A 14,075-nucleotide genomic window follows, 5' to 3' on the forward strand; every position below is an offset into this window, starting at 1 on the left:
AATGCGATGTCTGATTCTCAGCCTCTCAATCTGTGGTTAGCGGTCGATCGGCTGACCGCAGCCGACCCAGAGCATTACGCCATCTGGGTATTGAATTCGCCCTATCCCGGCGGTCATGTCCACCACGACTGTATCTGGAGCCATGCCCTTACCCAGGCTTGGCAAAACTGGCAGTCGATGTTTTCTCTGCGGGGCCTGCCAGAGGTGCCCCATATTCCTTCAGCCTATGTCCCCCAGTTGATCCAAACAGAGCTGGAGGGGGGCGCCGTAGAACAGGCTCAGGCGACTAGCTACAGCAGCCGCCTGATGCAGCACCTGGGCGTCAACCTGTGGCAGTGGCTGTTTGACGGCCCGGTCCAGAGCAGCCTTGCTCAGAGCCAGGGGATGGCGGTCGGACAGGATGTGCCGCTGCGGCTGCGGCTGGAGATTCGTGACCCGGACTTAACTGCCCTGCCCTGGGAAATCATGCAGCCCCAGCCGGGCCGTCAGTCGCTGTCGCTGAGCCAGCAGACGCTGTTTAGCCGCACCACCAGCGACGTTGACCCGCTAGCGGACCGAGGTCTGGATAAAGCCTTGAAAATTTTACTGGTGCTGGGTCAGGACGGGGGCCGGATGGGCAATGAGATCCAGGCCGAGCTGCAGCTGGAGCAGGAGGCGGCACTACTGAAGCAAATTTTAGAGCACAGCAGCGACCTGAGCCCGCGGCCCAGCGCTCGGCGGCAGGTCGATGTCTTGCTAGAGCCAAGCTCGGCTGAGCTGATTGAACAGTTAGAAAAGGGCGCATACAATGTTTTTTTCTACGCGGGTCACGGAGTTTCAGCACCCGATGGCGGGCTGCTATTTCTTTCAGAGGCTACGCTGAGCGGGACCGAACTGGCCCAGGTTCTGAACCGTTGCCAGGTCAAACTGGCGGTTTTTAATACCTGCTGGGGAGCTCAGCCCGACCGCAGCGGTCAGCAGGCGATTCCCCGCAGCAGTCTGGCTGAGGTCCTGCTGCACCATGGGATACCTGCGGTATTGGCGATGCGTGATTCGATTGCTGATGAAGAGGCAATTAGTTTTATTCAGGTGTTGGCTCAGAAGCTCGCCGAGCGTAAAGCAGTCGATGAGGCAGTCGCGATCGCGCGTCAGCACCTGCTCACGCTCTACCATTTCAATCAGCCGGCCTGGACCCTGCCCGTGCTCTATATGCATCCCGATTTTGACGGTATCTTGCTCTATCCCATTCCGACTGATATCACTTACCTGCCTGGAGATACGGGCACCAGCGTGCGATCTCGAAAAGCCTTGGCATCGCTACGCGATGCCAACAATCCGCAGCTAGCCTGGCCGATTGTTGGCGGTCTGATGCGGGTTGGGCGACTGCCCGACGACAATGATTTGGTGATTGCTGAACCCTGGGTTTCTAGCCGACATGCCGAAATTTTTTACCGTCGGGTGGCTGCACAGTCGGGAATTGGAGGCACAGAAATGGTTTACTTTCTGCGGGACATCTCTCGCTACGGTACATTTTATCTAGATGGCCGCAGCTGGCGGCAGGTACACCGGCAGGAAATCACCCTATATCCGGGAATTCAGCTCCGCTTCGGCAGTCCTGAGGGACAGCTATTAGAATTTGTCCTGGAATCGCCGTCACTCTCTTAGGACAAGCCCATCAGTACATCTACACAATTTGATAGATAGTTTGGGTTTACCCCGGAACCGGTTCAGTCAGGACTGTATTCCTCCCCTATCAGCCTTTATAATTTCCCCTAACGCAATGTGCAAAACCATGGCCGATCCCTCGTCTCGTTCTGATGCTGCCCAGACCGCCGCTGAGTTAGCCTTGCTCCAGCGACTGCTCGATGCTGCGGGAGAATCTGCGGGAGAATATCCCTGGCAGCCCGCTGACCCCGCTGCCTGGTCCTACTGGCAGCAGGCTGAGGCAGCGGGTGAATCCTTGGATATTTCGGCTGCTGAAGCCACCCAGGGATGGCAGGCGCTTTCACACCAGCTAGATCAGCAATGGGCAAGTCAAGTGTCGCTGCCGCAGCAGCTTGAGCAAAAGTTTGCGGGTCGGCTCTCGCCCGCCCTATCTCAGCAAATCAGCGCCCGGGCCATAGAGTTAGTTGCCAGTGGCCGCCCGCTCGCCGATCAGATGATTGCCTGTGTCCAAGAGTTGCTCTCTGGCTGGGCCGAGGCCGACTTGCGCGTGATGGCCCGCCCCCTGGCCTACGCGATGCGGGATGGCAGGCGTGACGGCAATCAGGATGAAACGTTAGAGCTAGCAATCCGCTCAGTCCGCCAGGCCCAGTGGGCTGACCTATCGCCGATGGAGCAGGCCAGATTAGGACTGGCAGCCGCTCGCTATGCTTTGGACCAGCTCCGCTTAAGCTCTTAGGCAATACTTTGAAAGTTGGAAAGCCCAGGTATGATATAGACAATGAGTGGTAGCATTTGTCATCCTCGATGCTGTCTGCACTTAAGCAAAACATGAATCAGATAGAATCCTTTTCCCGTATTGATATTGAAAATAGCGGCATGGATGTTCTTCTCTTTGAATCATGACCCTGTGCCTGCTTAAAGCTGCTGGTTGACCTGCTCAATTTGTTCGGTAAAGTAGTCCTGTCGGTAGCTGAGCCGATTGGCCAACACTAGCCCTCTTTCGAACGCCTGAAGGGCTTCAAACGAATTGCCTTGGGAGCGTTGCAGCTGGCCGATGGCGTCGTAGGCATTCATCTCACCATAGGTGTTGTAGGACTGCTGCTCGGCTTTGACCAGCAGGTTGTAGGCCAGCAGGGCCTCTTCTGTCTGGCCCTGAGTCGCGTAAAGCTGGCCCAGGTCTTGCAGAACCTGGCTAGCAAAGCTGAACTGCTGGAGCTGCTGGGCCGCTACATAGGCGGCTCGGTAATAGGCGATCGCGTCATTGGGCCGGTTCAGGTCGCGGTAGTTGCGGGCGATCGCGAGTTCCAGGGGCGGGTATTGCGCTATCCGCCCCTGGCGCTGGTAGACCGCTAGCAGGTCGGTCTGGGCGCGAATCGCGTTGGTCAGCGAGTCGCCCTGCTGATAGCTGTAAACCAGCTGAATCAGATAAAACTCCTGCTGCTCTAGGCTGTTTTGAATTCGGGCATCGGCCAGCAGGCGGCGGTAGACCTCTGCCGCGTCGGCAAACCGGAACCAATCTAGATGAATCTGAGCCAGAATATTGAGCCGCCGCCGCTGGGCCAGGCCGTCGCCCCGGTCGGCGGCCAGCTGGGCCAGCTGCTCGTAGGCCGCGATCGCGTCATCCACGGCGCGTAGCACCCGAAAGGTCTCGGCTACGGTCTCTAGCTGAGCTTCGTTCAGCGGCGGAGCCAGGACATCTTCGTCCTCATCTATTTCATTTCTATCCTCATCCGCTCCAGGCTGAGCCGCAGTTACAATTTCTCGCAGCCGCAGCGTTAGCAGCTGGACTTCGACCGGGCGCTCCTGCTGCCAGGCAATTGGCCCGACCCGGCTAATGGCGGCCAGCTCCGCCGACCGGCCCAGGGCTCGCCGCAGCCGCAGCTCTCGTCGCCAGATCTCAAATGCCGCATCGACCTGGCCTACAGCCAAACGCTGCTGGGCTTCTCGGTTGAGCTCGTCGAGCGCTTGGGAAAGCCGCGATCGCTCTAACGGACTGAGCGGTCGCTCGACGACTGGTGACGGTAGCAGCGGGTCGCGAGGCGTTTCGGTCAGCGGATCAGATAAAAAGTCCTGCCGCAGCTGGGGGTCGATACTCTGGGCCAAGCTGGGCTGAGCCAGGGTCAGCAGCAGGGCAGCCTGACAGGCAATCGCCTGCAAAGGTCTCAGTACCGGCCGCAGTCTGACGTCTAAATGCCGCAAACGGAAATGTATGTTCATTCGCAGAACTTCACAGTTGGTCCCATCGCCCATGACCAGGGCAGGATTGCTGTACCCTGGAGATCCGGTATAACTCCTGTTTAAGTCTGGCCTATCAGTTCAGGTGCCAGCCGCAGCCCCACTGAAAACCATCCTAGCAAACTCCCCATGACCGCAAACGTCGCTATGCGTACCGTCCGAATTGGCTCTCGCAAGAGCCAGCTCGCCCTAGTTCAGACTCACTGGGTGCAGGCAGAGCTGCAAAAACAGTTTCCCCACCTCAAGTTTGAGGTCAAAACGATGGAAACTCAGGGCGACAAGATTCTCAACGTGTCCCTTTCTAAGATTGGCGACAAGGGACTGTTTACGCAAGAGCTGGAAAGCGACATGCTCGACGGCACGATTGATTTTGCCGTTCACTCGCTTAAAGATCTGCCCACTCGCCTGCCCGAGGGGCTAATGCTGGGCTGCGTCACCGAGCGCGAAGACCCAGCCGATGCGCTCGTCCTGAATGCTAAACATCAAGGTCAGCAAATCGATACGCTGCCTGAGAATGCGGTAATCGGCACCTCGTCTCTGCGACGACTGGCCCAGCTGCGGCATCATTTCCCCAACTTTGAGTTTAAAGATATTCGCGGTAATCTCAATACCCGGCTGCGCAAGCTCGACGAGGGCGACTATGACGCGATTATTCTGGCCGTAGCGGGATTGCGGCGGTTGGAGATGAGCGATCGCATCGACCAGATTCTGCCGCCCGAGATTTCACTCCACGCCGTTGGGCAGGGCGCACTGGGAATTGAGTGTCGCAGCGATGATAGCGAAATCCTCTCAATCGTGAAAGCGCTGGAGCATTTACCTACGGCCTGCCGCTGCCAGGCAGAGCGAGCCTTCTTGCGAGAGCTTGAGGGCGGCTGTCAGGTGCCGATCGGCGTCAATACGATCCTCGTTGACGACCAGCTGACGCTGACGGGCATCGTGGCGAGTTTGGACGGGCAGCGCCTGATTAAGGACAACATTCAGGGCGCTCCCGCTGAGGCCGAGGCTCTCGGTACGACCCTGGCTAAGCGGGCCAAAGCTGCCGGAGCACAGGGAATTTTGGATGAGATTACGGCAGCTAGCCGAGCTTAGAAGCTAGCCACTATACTTGATTATATCTCTGGAGGTCAGTCATGAGTGAAAACCTAGACTGGCTGAGACGATTAGCCTCAGTCGAAAAGCGCCTGACTCGGGTTGAGAATCAGCTGGATGAGCATGACCAGATTCTAGACCCCAGCGGCTGGATCTCGGAAGCATTCGAGCTTCAGCAGCGGGAGATTGAAGAAGTCAAAGGAAAGCTTGAAACAATTGAGGCAGAAGTTAAATCGAACGGCAGTAAATTGGATGCTATTCTACAGCGACTTACGGGTACTTTAGAAGGCCCTTAGCAAGGTACCTAAACCTTGATATACCAGGGAAGCTTGAGCCAGTGATACCCGCTTAGCTGCCTCTGGCTAGTCTTTCAGAGCGCTGACGGCGACCCCGAAATGCGATAGTGTTTAGACGAGTTTTGCTTAATCAACTGTCCCAACGCCGGTGGAGTTTTGAATGCGAATTTTATTTGTGGCCGCAGAAGCCGCCCCCCTCGCCAAGGTAGGCGGCATGGGCGATGTCGTTGGCTCGCTGCCCAAGATCCTGCGCGACATGGGACACGATGTCCGAATTTTTATGCCCTACTACGGCATGCTCAACCAAAAGCTGAGCATTCCCTCTGAGCCGGTCTGGTGGGGGCAGGCGATGTTTAACTCGTTTGCGGTATATGAGACCAAGCTGCCCAATACCGACGTGCCCCTCTATCTGTTTGGCCATCCGGCCTTTGACCCCGAGCGCATCTACTCGGGTGAAGATGAGGACTGGCGCTTTACCTTCTTTGCTAACGGTGCGGCTGAGTTTGCCTGGAACTATTGGAAGCCCAACATCATTCACTGCCACGATTGGCACACGGGCATGATCCCGGTGTGGATGCATGAGACGTCGGATATCGGCACCGTCTTTACCATCCACAACTTGGCCTACCAGGGTCCCTGGCGCTGGAAGCTAGAGCGCATTACCTGGTGTCCCTGGTTCATGCAGGGACACAATACGATGGCAGCGGCGCTCCAGTATGCCGATTGGGTAAACACGGTCTCGCCCACCTACGCCCAGCAGATTCAGACGCCCGAGTATGGCGAACAGCTGGAGGGGCTGCTGTCTTTCATCAGCGGTCGGCTCAGCGGGGTGCTCAATGGGATTGATCTAGACGCCTTTGACCCAGCAACCGATGAGCATGTTGACTTTGCTTTCTCGGCTGAGGCACTGGATAAACGGGCCAAAAATAAGGTTGCCCTACAGCGCCATATGGGCCTGAACGAAAATCCAGACGCCTTTTTGGTCGGGATGGTGAGTCGGCTAGTGGAGCAAAAAGGCATCGATCTAATTTTGCAGACGATGGACCGGTTCCTGGCCTATTCCGACGCCCAGTTTGTGCTGCTGGGGACGGGCGATCGCTACTACGAGGGTCAGCTGTGGGAAATGGCCAATCGCCACGGCGGACGCATGTCTACCTACCTAATGTATAGCAACGATCTGGCCAGCAAAATCTATGCGGGCGCCGACGCTTTTCTGATGCCCTCGCGGTTTGAGCCCTGTGGCATCAGCCAGATGATTTCTATGCGCTATGGCTGCGTGCCGATCGTGCGACGTACCGGCGGCCTGGTCGATACGGTCAGCCACAACGACCCGGTCAACGCAGCGGGAACCGGCTACTGCTTTGACCGCTATGAGCCGCTAGACCTGTTTACCTGCATGGTTCGGGCCTCTGAAGCCTTCCGCCATAAGCCCCAATGGGAAGCGCTGCAAAGGCGTGGCATGGCGCAGAACTTTAGCTGGGAAAAGTCGGCGCTGGAATATATCCGGCTCTACAGCGACATTATGGGGGTGCCCTATGAGAGCCAGATTCCCGCTCAGTACGGCGGCGCGGTAGAAACGGTTGCGCCAGTCGCTTAGGCAGTGTGGGCTGGGGGCAGTGCGCGCTTAGGTTGGCGCTATGGGGCGGTGCGCGCTAGGCCCAGCTGAATCAGCTGATCGACCAGCCCGCCAAATTCCAGGCCCGACGCCTTCCACAGCATCGGATACATACTCGTCGCAGTGAAGCCGGGCATAGTATTGATTTCGTTGATCAGAACCGTTCCGGTAGATTCGACATAGAAAAAATCAACTCTGGAAAGGCCAGCGGCATCGACGGCTTGAAACGCCTGAATCGCCATCGCCTGAATTTGGGCCGTCACCGCCGTCGGCAGCGGCGCTGGGATCAGCAGCTCGGCCTCACCGGCGGTGTATTTGGTGTCGTAGTCGTAGAAGTCGCTGCTGAAGCGAATTTCGCCCAGGGTGGACGCCTGGGGCCGGTCGTTGCCCAAAACGGCGCATTCAATTTCCCGAGCGACGACGCCTGCTTCGACGATGATTCGGCGGTCATAGCTGGCGGCAGATTCTAGCGCCGCTTCTAGCGCCTTGCGATCGGCAGCTTTGGTAATCCCAACCGAAGATCCCAAGTTGGCGGGTTTGACAAAGCAGGGATAGCCCAGGTCGGCTTCGAGCTGATCACAGAGCTGGGAGAAATCATTGGGATTGGCGTAGACCTGCGATCGCAGCACCCCCCGGTATTCGACCTGCGGCAGCCCCGCCTGGGCAAAGGCCGATTTCATCGCCAGCTTGTCCATCCCCATTGCCGATCCCAGCACCCCCGAGCCGACAAACGGCACCTGCATCAGCTTTAGCAGCCCCTGGACGGTGCCATCTTCCCCATTGGGGCCATGTAAGACCGGGAACCAGATATCGATGTCAGCCACTTCACGCGTAGGCAGGCGGTTCAGAGCAGCAGCGGTTGGGGCTAAAGACCCGGTCGAACTATCCCTGCTGTCATCCTGGGCCAAATCGTCAGCGGTTTCCGATAGCGCTACTCCAGAGGCTAGAATCCGCTGGGCCGACTCGCCGACTTGCCAGCCGCCGTCTTTTTGAATATGCACCGGCACCACCTGGTATTTTTTCGCATTGGCGGCAGTCGAGAGGGCCTGGGCGACCGCTTGGGCTGAGTGAATCGAGACGTCATGCTCGCCAGAACAGCCACCGAACAATAGGCCAACTCGCATTGCCATGGTATGCCTCGCCGCAGGAGTGATGAATGGCGATAGCCTATCACAGACTGCGCGGCCTAAAGAAAGTCCTCCGAAAGTCCAAAAAAAACGCCCGAGCTCCGATTCGGGAACTCAAGCGTCTCATTCAGGGTGCATCTACCAATCAACTATTCCAGGCTAAGATTTGCCGTCCGGAAAAAAAGTTGTGGCTCCAAGCGGTGATTTGGAACGCTCGCTGGAAAGATTTTGCGATCGCGCTCCCCCAGCTATTGAATTCGCACCAGACTTGTCGGCATAATGCCGTTTATGTGACTGTGTGCAAAGCCCCGTGAAATATTTTTTCCTGTCCGACGGCTGGAGAACTGGCAGAGTTTGGGAATTTGGTGGGCTCTGGAATGAGATTGCCTGGCAGCGTAAGCCCCTGGTGCAGCAGCTCAGCCTCTGCATTCGAGAGCACGGCGAAATTCTCTGGCTTTACCAGGTTGAAGATGCGGTACTGATGATCGAAGTCAAGCCAGAAGGGGTCACTTCTGAACCGATTGGTCAAGTGGTCTTAAAGCGCCTGATTACGGCTGAGCAAGTGATTGAGCGTCTGTGTCAGGAAGACTGCTGGAATCAGAAAAGTCAGGATTGGCGACTGTTAAATCAGCCGGCCCTAAACCAGTCGGAACTGCCTTCTGGCATCCATCACTGACTCACAATCAGACTGCTTGACCTGGCTATAGTCCTGTTCACAGCGTTGAGCCCAGATTACTAACAGCCCGCTGTAGGGCTGCTAGAGCTCGGTTATATCCTAAAATAGCCTGTACCAGATTGACCTGGGCGTCGGTCAGATCTGACTGGGCCGTCAAAACATCGAGCTGAGTACCGACACCGGCTTCCAGCCGTAAATTGGCCAACCGCAGAGACTCTTCAGCCGAAATTACAGCAAGCTGTGCAGTGCTAATGTTCTCCTGATTCGTCTCTAGATCAAAGTAAGCTTCCTCTACCTCAAAGCGCACCTGGTCTTGCGTTTCCGAAAATCGCTGCTCGGCGATTTCGCTATTCCGCTCCTGCTGGCGGGCGCTGGCCCGAGCCGCACCGCCGTCAAACAGGTTCATGTTGAAGCGGGCACCAAAGGCATAATTGTCGTTAAAGCCCGTGTCGTTGTTGGTCAAGACATTTTGCACAGTGTAGTTGGCAAACAGGCTAACCTGGGGCCGCACAGCGGAAAGCGCCACAATTCGCTGCTGATCGCTAATATCCCGCTGAAGCAGCTGCTCCTCTAGCTCGGCTCGGTTTTGAAAAGCTAGGACAATGCTCTCCTCCAGCGTCAGCGGCCAGCTTTCAGCCACTTCGACCGCAGTGGCCTGAACCCCTGCTGTCGGGGGTAGGTTTAGCAGTCGAGCCAGGTTGCGCTGGACCGTGCGCTCCTCTCCCTGAGCCTGGATCAGCGACTGACGGTCATTGGCCACTTCTACCTCGGCTCTGAGCACGTCAAAGCGAGTCCCGACTCCCGCCTGCTGACGGAGCTGACTATCGCGCAGGTTGCGCTCGGACTCTCCCAAAGCATCCTGAGCAATCCGAATTTGCTCCGTGGATTCTTGCAGGTTGTAATAAAGCGTAGCCGTATCCAGTCGCAGCTGCTCCTGAATCCGCTCGATTTCCAGCTCGTTAAATCGCAGCTGCAGCTCGGCCGCTCGAATCGAGGCTCTTCGCCCGCCCGACGTAAAAACGCTATAGCTGAGATCGAGCGAGCCGTCCAAGCTCGTATCTACGTCCGAGCCGGAGTCCTCCTCAATCCCAAGCTGGGCACCCAGATCGCCCAAGCCGCCGCTCTGGCTTTCCTGAGTTGTCACACTGCTACTCGCATCTAAGCTGGGATACAGGGCTGCCTTAGCCTCATCGACCGCGGCCTCAGCCCGGGCTCGCTCTAGCAGCGCTACCTGCAAAGACTGGCTGTTGAGATAGGCCAGCTCGACCGCTTCTGCTAAAGTGATAACCCTGACATCGGCGACATTTACCTCCTCTGGCTGGGTCGGAAAGTTGAGTGGATTTGGGTCAGCAACTAGGTCGCCTGGGGGTAGGGGAACGGTGGCTGGAGAGGCAATCGGCTCTGGCTCAGCTTCTGGTTCAGTCAATTCATCTGAAGCCGCTGGCTCGCTTGGCGCTGTAGGAGCGGATTCGGATGGCGGGGGTGAAGCAGGCGATTCGGCGGGCTCATTCAATACCGGCAGCTGGGCCAAATTTTCGCCTGGGTGCCCAGAGCTGGGAGCAAGCTCCGATTTAAGACGCTGCTTGGGTAGCGCTGTAGGCTTAACCGCAGCGGGAAACCGGTTCCGCGGGGGATCTGCTGATATCGGTTCGGGCACCGGTGGCAGTGCGCTCTGAACCGCGCTAGTCGCTACCCGCGCCGACAGAGCGTCTGCTCCAGATGGGCGAGGCTCTATCTCAGGTAAACGCTCTGCTGCTCGCACCGGCTGATGGAAAAGCGCGATCGCACTTCCCGTAACCACTAAAAACAGCGCAGCGGAGTTCAAGTGTCGCATGGTGCTCGTGTCAGCCTCTAAAAATCGGATACTCAGACCAGAGGGTTGAAGCCCGCGTAATATCCTAGGGATGAACGCTCCCTAAAAGCAAGCCAGACGGCAGAAAAGTGAGATGCCGGCAATATATCCTGCCAGAGCCACCGTTAACCTACCAGAACGACAAAAACTCTAAAGTCATACTATACGGTTTAGTGTATTTTGCCAGAACAGTTCAGCTAGCTAGGATGTCTGAACTAGATTGGCCGCTCGATGCAGCTCCGCAGCAGTTCGGGGATATTGTCCACTAGCCAAATCGGGCAGCCCAGGCGGCGGCTCAGCTCGGTGACGCTCATATCGTCGAGAAAGTAAGTCTCTGCTAGGTCGCCTTGGTCGCTCCGCTTCAGCATCAGCGACGGCAGCAGCACGGCCTGCCCCAGGGACTTCCCCTGCAGCTGCGCAGCAATGTCCTGTCCGGTGAGCAGTCCCGTGACCGTGATGTCTTGCCCCCAGTAAGCACTGTTCAGGGCGGCCATCTGAACGGTTAGACCCTCAACCCAATTCAACTGTTCCACAATGGGTGCAAAGGCATATTCGACCGCATTACCCACTACCCAGGTCAGCGATCGCGGCGGCGTCACTCGCTGGGGAAGATTCCCAGCGGCGGCGGCAAATTCCTTCAGAAATAGCCGAATCGAGCCAACCCCATTGCCGATCTGGGGATAGGTTTCGTAGTGACTTTCGGGCGGCAGCGGCTGTCGAGCCAGCAAAAACCATTCGTCGGCCAGCCAGGCAAACGTTGTCCCGTAGCGCTGTCGAAACTCAGCCTGGAGCGGCTGCACCTGAGCGATCGTCTGCCGGGCCTGGGCTGTCGTCACGGGGATGAGCTCGTCCTGCTCGGGCCGAAATCGGGTTAGCCCCACCGGCACCACTGCGGCTGAGACTACGGTTGACGGGTCGCCGCTGTGAAACTCGGCTAGGTCGCGCAGGGTGCGCTCTAGATGCTTGCCGTCGTTGATGCCGGGGCAGACCACAATCTGGGCATGAATCTGTAGCCGATGCCGTCGAAACCAGGCTAGCTGGTCAAGAATTTGGCCCGCTCGGGGATTTTTAAGCAGCCGCGAGCGCACCGCCGGCTCGGTCGCATGGACTGACACATACAGGGGCGACAGGCGCAGCTGGGCAATCCGCTCCCACTCGGCCGCGGGCAGATTGGTCAGGGTTAGATAGCTGCCGTAGAGAAAGCTCAGCCGGTAGTCGTCATCTTTGAGGTAAAGGGTTTCACGCTTGCCGGGCGGCTGCTGGTCGATAAAGCAAAAGGGGCAGCGGTTGGTGCATTGAATCAGTCCATCAAATAGGGCGCTATCAAACTCCAGGCCCAGGTCGACGTCGTAGTCTTTTTCCAGCTCAACTCGATGGGATTGGCCCTGGGCATCCAGCACCTCCAGCGTCAGCTCTTCGTCGGCGCATAGAAAGCGGTAGTCGATTAGGTCCCGAGGCGGCTGGCCGTTGATCGCCACCAGCCGATCGCCGGGCTCAAATCCCAAATCGGCGGCAATCGAGTCGGGTAGGACTTGGGTAATGAGCGCAGGCTGGAATGACCTCATCGCGGTGGCTGGCAGAACTGGATTCAGAATATTTAAACATTGTCTAGTCTGCGGGTGGCGATCGCAATCAGGATAACCGCCCCAAAGGCAAGCCGGTACCAGACAAAGGGCCAGGTGCTATGGCGCTTGAGAAACTCAATCAGCCAGACAATCGACAGATAGGAGGAAACCAGGGCAGCAATCAGACCCGCAGCAATCGGCCCGAGACCGCTATCGCTGGGCGTCTCCAGCAGCGTTTTGAGCTCGACTAGACCCGAAATCAGGATCGCTGGCGTTCCCAGCAGGAAGGAAAACCGCGCCGCAGTTTCCCGCTTTAACCCCAGAAACAGGCCCGCCGTCAGGGTTGAGCCCGAGCGCGATACGCCGGGAATCAGGGCGAGGGTCTGGGCTAGCCCGACGCCAATGCCGTCACCTAGGCCCAGGCTAGCAAAGCCGCGCTTGCGTTGTCCCAGCTTTTCCGCGAGACCCAGCAGCAGGGCCATGACGATGGAGACAATCGCGATCGCGGCGGCACTGCGCACAATCGAATCGTCGTAGCCCGGCACAAACAGCTTGATGAAAACGCCGCAGATGACAATCGGCACTGTGCCTAGCACAATCCCGAGCCCCAGGCGAAACTCGTCTGAGTCAAAGTTACGGGCGGCAGCGGCGCGGAGCGTATTCACCGTTACTGCCGACAGGTCGGACCAAAAATACCAGAGGATGGCGGCCACACTGCCCAGCTGAATCACTGCCGTAAACGCCACGCCCGGATCGCCCCAGCCCAGCGCCACTGGCACAATTTTGACATGGGCCGTACTGCTAATCGGCAGAAACTCCGTCAGCCCCTGGACGATCCCAATTGCCACGGCTTGGAACAGCCCGATTTCCGCTGAGCCCGCTCTGCTGCTCGCTTCACTGATCTGGGCTAGCCGTCCCAGCAGGGACAGCCCGCTGAGAACTGTCGTTTCTAGCATGACAACTCCAGTCAAAAATTAAGTCGAAACTAAATTTTTAACAGACTTCATTAAATTACTGTTAAATAATTTTAGTCTGATCCGCCCATTCAGCTACCCCTTTAGAGGGGCTTTAAAGCTGAGGCGGCAGCCTATACTGCAAGCTCAGCGGATAGGTTAGGGCAGCGAGCTGTCAAGCCGGGGGACATCGGTACCTGCCCCTGCTTTACAATCATGCGTGTTATCTTAACAATAGTTAACTTAAAACTTAGAAAAGCATTGCTCTTAGAACCGCCCCAGCTTGATCTGCCCGACCCGCCGTCTTCCCTTCAGCCCTGCGAATGGCGGCTAGAAGTCACTCAATCTACCGAACCTCGGCTCAAAGCGTTTTGGGTATCGGCTTTTTTAGTCGCCGTTCCAGTCTTTGCCCAGGCTCCCCTGGTCCGGCTGTTTCCCTGGACCAGTTTGCTGCTGAGCGGGATTTGGCTGCTGGGCGGCTGGCAGCTGCTGCGGTCTCCCCGGCTGCGCTTTTGGGGCGATCTGCTGATTGGCTTTGGCTGGTCCTGGCTAGCCGGCTCAGTTTACTGGGGCTGGTTCCGCTGGGAGCCCTATGTTCACCTACCGATCGAAGCGATCGCGCTGCCTGCGGTAGCGCTGCTGCTGCTGCGCAATCGGGCTCAAATTGGCAGTTTTTTTTACCTGGGCTCCCTGCTGGGAACGGTGATTACCGATTTGTACTTTTATTGGGTCGATTTGATTCCCTACTGGCGGCAGGTGATGTCAGTACCGCCCGCCGAAGCGGGTAGCGTTTTACACGCGGCGCTAGGGCAGATGCAAACCCTCCCTGGGGTCAGTCGTGCCGCTGTGCTGTTAGCCCTACTGCTCGCTTTGGGTATCCTACCAATGCAGTCTAAGCGAGCCATCTGGTGGTCCTTTAGCGGTGCTATCCTCAGTACCATCCTGGTAGATAGCCTGTTTTTCGCTGCGGCTGTTTTGGCCTGAGTACCTAGCTGGGATGATTGATCCGCAGGGTATTTTTAG

The 14,075-nt window shown here is 57.4% G+C and carries 12 protein-coding genes; 7 read left to right on the top strand and 5 right to left on the bottom strand.

The genetic code is table 11. From position 1 onward, the window contains the following. Positions 1–6: 6 nt before the first annotated feature. Entirely contained in the window at positions 7–1,644 is a 1,638-nt protein-coding gene (locus IQ241_RS06090) for a CHAT domain-containing protein (protein ID WP_193905529.1), read from the top strand. A gap of 115 nt (positions 1,645–1,759) precedes the next feature. Next, a complete protein-coding gene (locus IQ241_RS06095) occupies positions 1,760–2,380 on the top strand; it encodes a hypothetical protein (RefSeq protein WP_193905530.1) in 621 nt (206 codons plus the stop codon). A 179-nt stretch (positions 2,381–2,559) separates the two neighbouring features. Here IQ241_RS06095 and IQ241_RS06100 read toward each other — a convergent pair whose 3' ends face one another. Then, positions 2,560–3,861, bottom strand: coding sequence for a tetratricopeptide repeat protein (locus IQ241_RS06100; RefSeq protein WP_193905531.1), 1,302 nt, complete (start codon positions 3,859–3,861; stop codon positions 2,560–2,562). A gap of 147 nt (positions 3,862–4,008) precedes the next feature. On the opposite strand from IQ241_RS06100, the gene hemC reads away from it, so the two are divergent. The 3 genes from hemC (at position 4,009) to glgA (ending at position 6,861) form a co-directional block, all read left to right on the top strand. Then, positions 4,009–4,968 carry a hydroxymethylbilane synthase gene (gene hemC, locus IQ241_RS06105; RefSeq protein ID WP_193905532.1) on the top strand — a complete coding sequence of 320 codons (960 nt, stop codon included), beginning with the start codon at positions 4,009–4,011 and terminating at the stop codon, positions 4,966–4,968. Positions 4,969–5,009: 41 nt separating this feature from the next. After that, positions 5,010–5,264 carry a hypothetical protein gene (locus IQ241_RS06110; protein ID WP_193905533.1) on the top strand — a complete coding sequence of 85 codons (255 nt, stop codon included), beginning with the start codon at positions 5,010–5,012 and terminating at the stop codon, positions 5,262–5,264. A gap of 160 nt (positions 5,265–5,424) precedes the next feature. Then, positions 5,425–6,861, top strand: a complete 1,437-nt coding sequence (gene glgA, locus IQ241_RS06115; protein ID WP_193905534.1) for a glycogen synthase GlgA — start codon at positions 5,425–5,427, stop codon at positions 6,859–6,861. Between the two features lie 38 nt (positions 6,862–6,899). Here the strand turns inward: glgA and IQ241_RS06120 are convergent, their stop codons facing one another. After that, a complete protein-coding gene (locus tag IQ241_RS06120; RefSeq protein WP_390622420.1) occupies positions 6,900–8,003 on the bottom strand; it encodes a D-alanine--D-alanine ligase family protein in 1,104 nt (367 codons plus the stop codon). 313 nt (positions 8,004–8,316) lie between these two features. On the opposite strand from IQ241_RS06120, the gene IQ241_RS06125 reads away from it, so the two are divergent. Next, positions 8,317–8,682 carry a hypothetical protein gene (locus IQ241_RS06125; RefSeq protein ID WP_322743591.1) on the top strand — a complete coding sequence of 122 codons (366 nt, stop codon included), beginning with the start codon at positions 8,317–8,319 and terminating at the stop codon, positions 8,680–8,682. A gap of 37 nt (positions 8,683–8,719) precedes the next feature. Here the strand turns inward: IQ241_RS06125 and IQ241_RS06130 are convergent, their stop codons facing one another. From IQ241_RS06130 to IQ241_RS06140, 3 genes are all read right to left on the bottom strand, one after another. Beyond that, positions 8,720–10,516 carry a TolC family protein gene (locus tag IQ241_RS06130; protein WP_193905536.1) on the bottom strand — a complete coding sequence of 599 codons (1,797 nt, stop codon included), beginning with the start codon at positions 10,514–10,516 and terminating at the stop codon, positions 8,720–8,722. Positions 10,517–10,749: 233 nt separating this feature from the next. Continuing rightward, positions 10,750–12,099, bottom strand: coding sequence for a TIGR03279 family radical SAM protein (locus IQ241_RS06135; RefSeq protein WP_193905537.1), 1,350 nt, complete (start codon positions 12,097–12,099; stop codon positions 10,750–10,752). Positions 12,100–12,131: 32 nt separating this feature from the next. Further along, on the bottom strand, positions 12,132–13,055 hold the full coding sequence (locus tag IQ241_RS06140) for an undecaprenyl-diphosphate phosphatase (RefSeq protein WP_193905538.1): 924 nt from the start codon (positions 13,053–13,055) through the stop codon (positions 12,132–12,134). 258 nt (positions 13,056–13,313) lie between these two features. On the opposite strand from IQ241_RS06140, the gene IQ241_RS06145 reads away from it, so the two are divergent. Then, complete coding sequence (locus tag IQ241_RS06145) at positions 13,314–14,036, top strand: DUF3120 domain-containing protein (protein WP_228021429.1); 723 nt, start codon at positions 13,314–13,316, stop codon at positions 14,034–14,036. Positions 14,037–14,075: the final 39 nt, after the last annotated feature.

The organism is Vasconcelosia minhoensis LEGE 07310, from assembly GCF_015207255.1.
In the GTDB taxonomy this organism is placed as follows: Bacteria; Cyanobacteriota; Cyanobacteriia; order Phormidesmidales; family Phormidesmidaceae; genus Vasconcelosia; species Vasconcelosia minhoensis.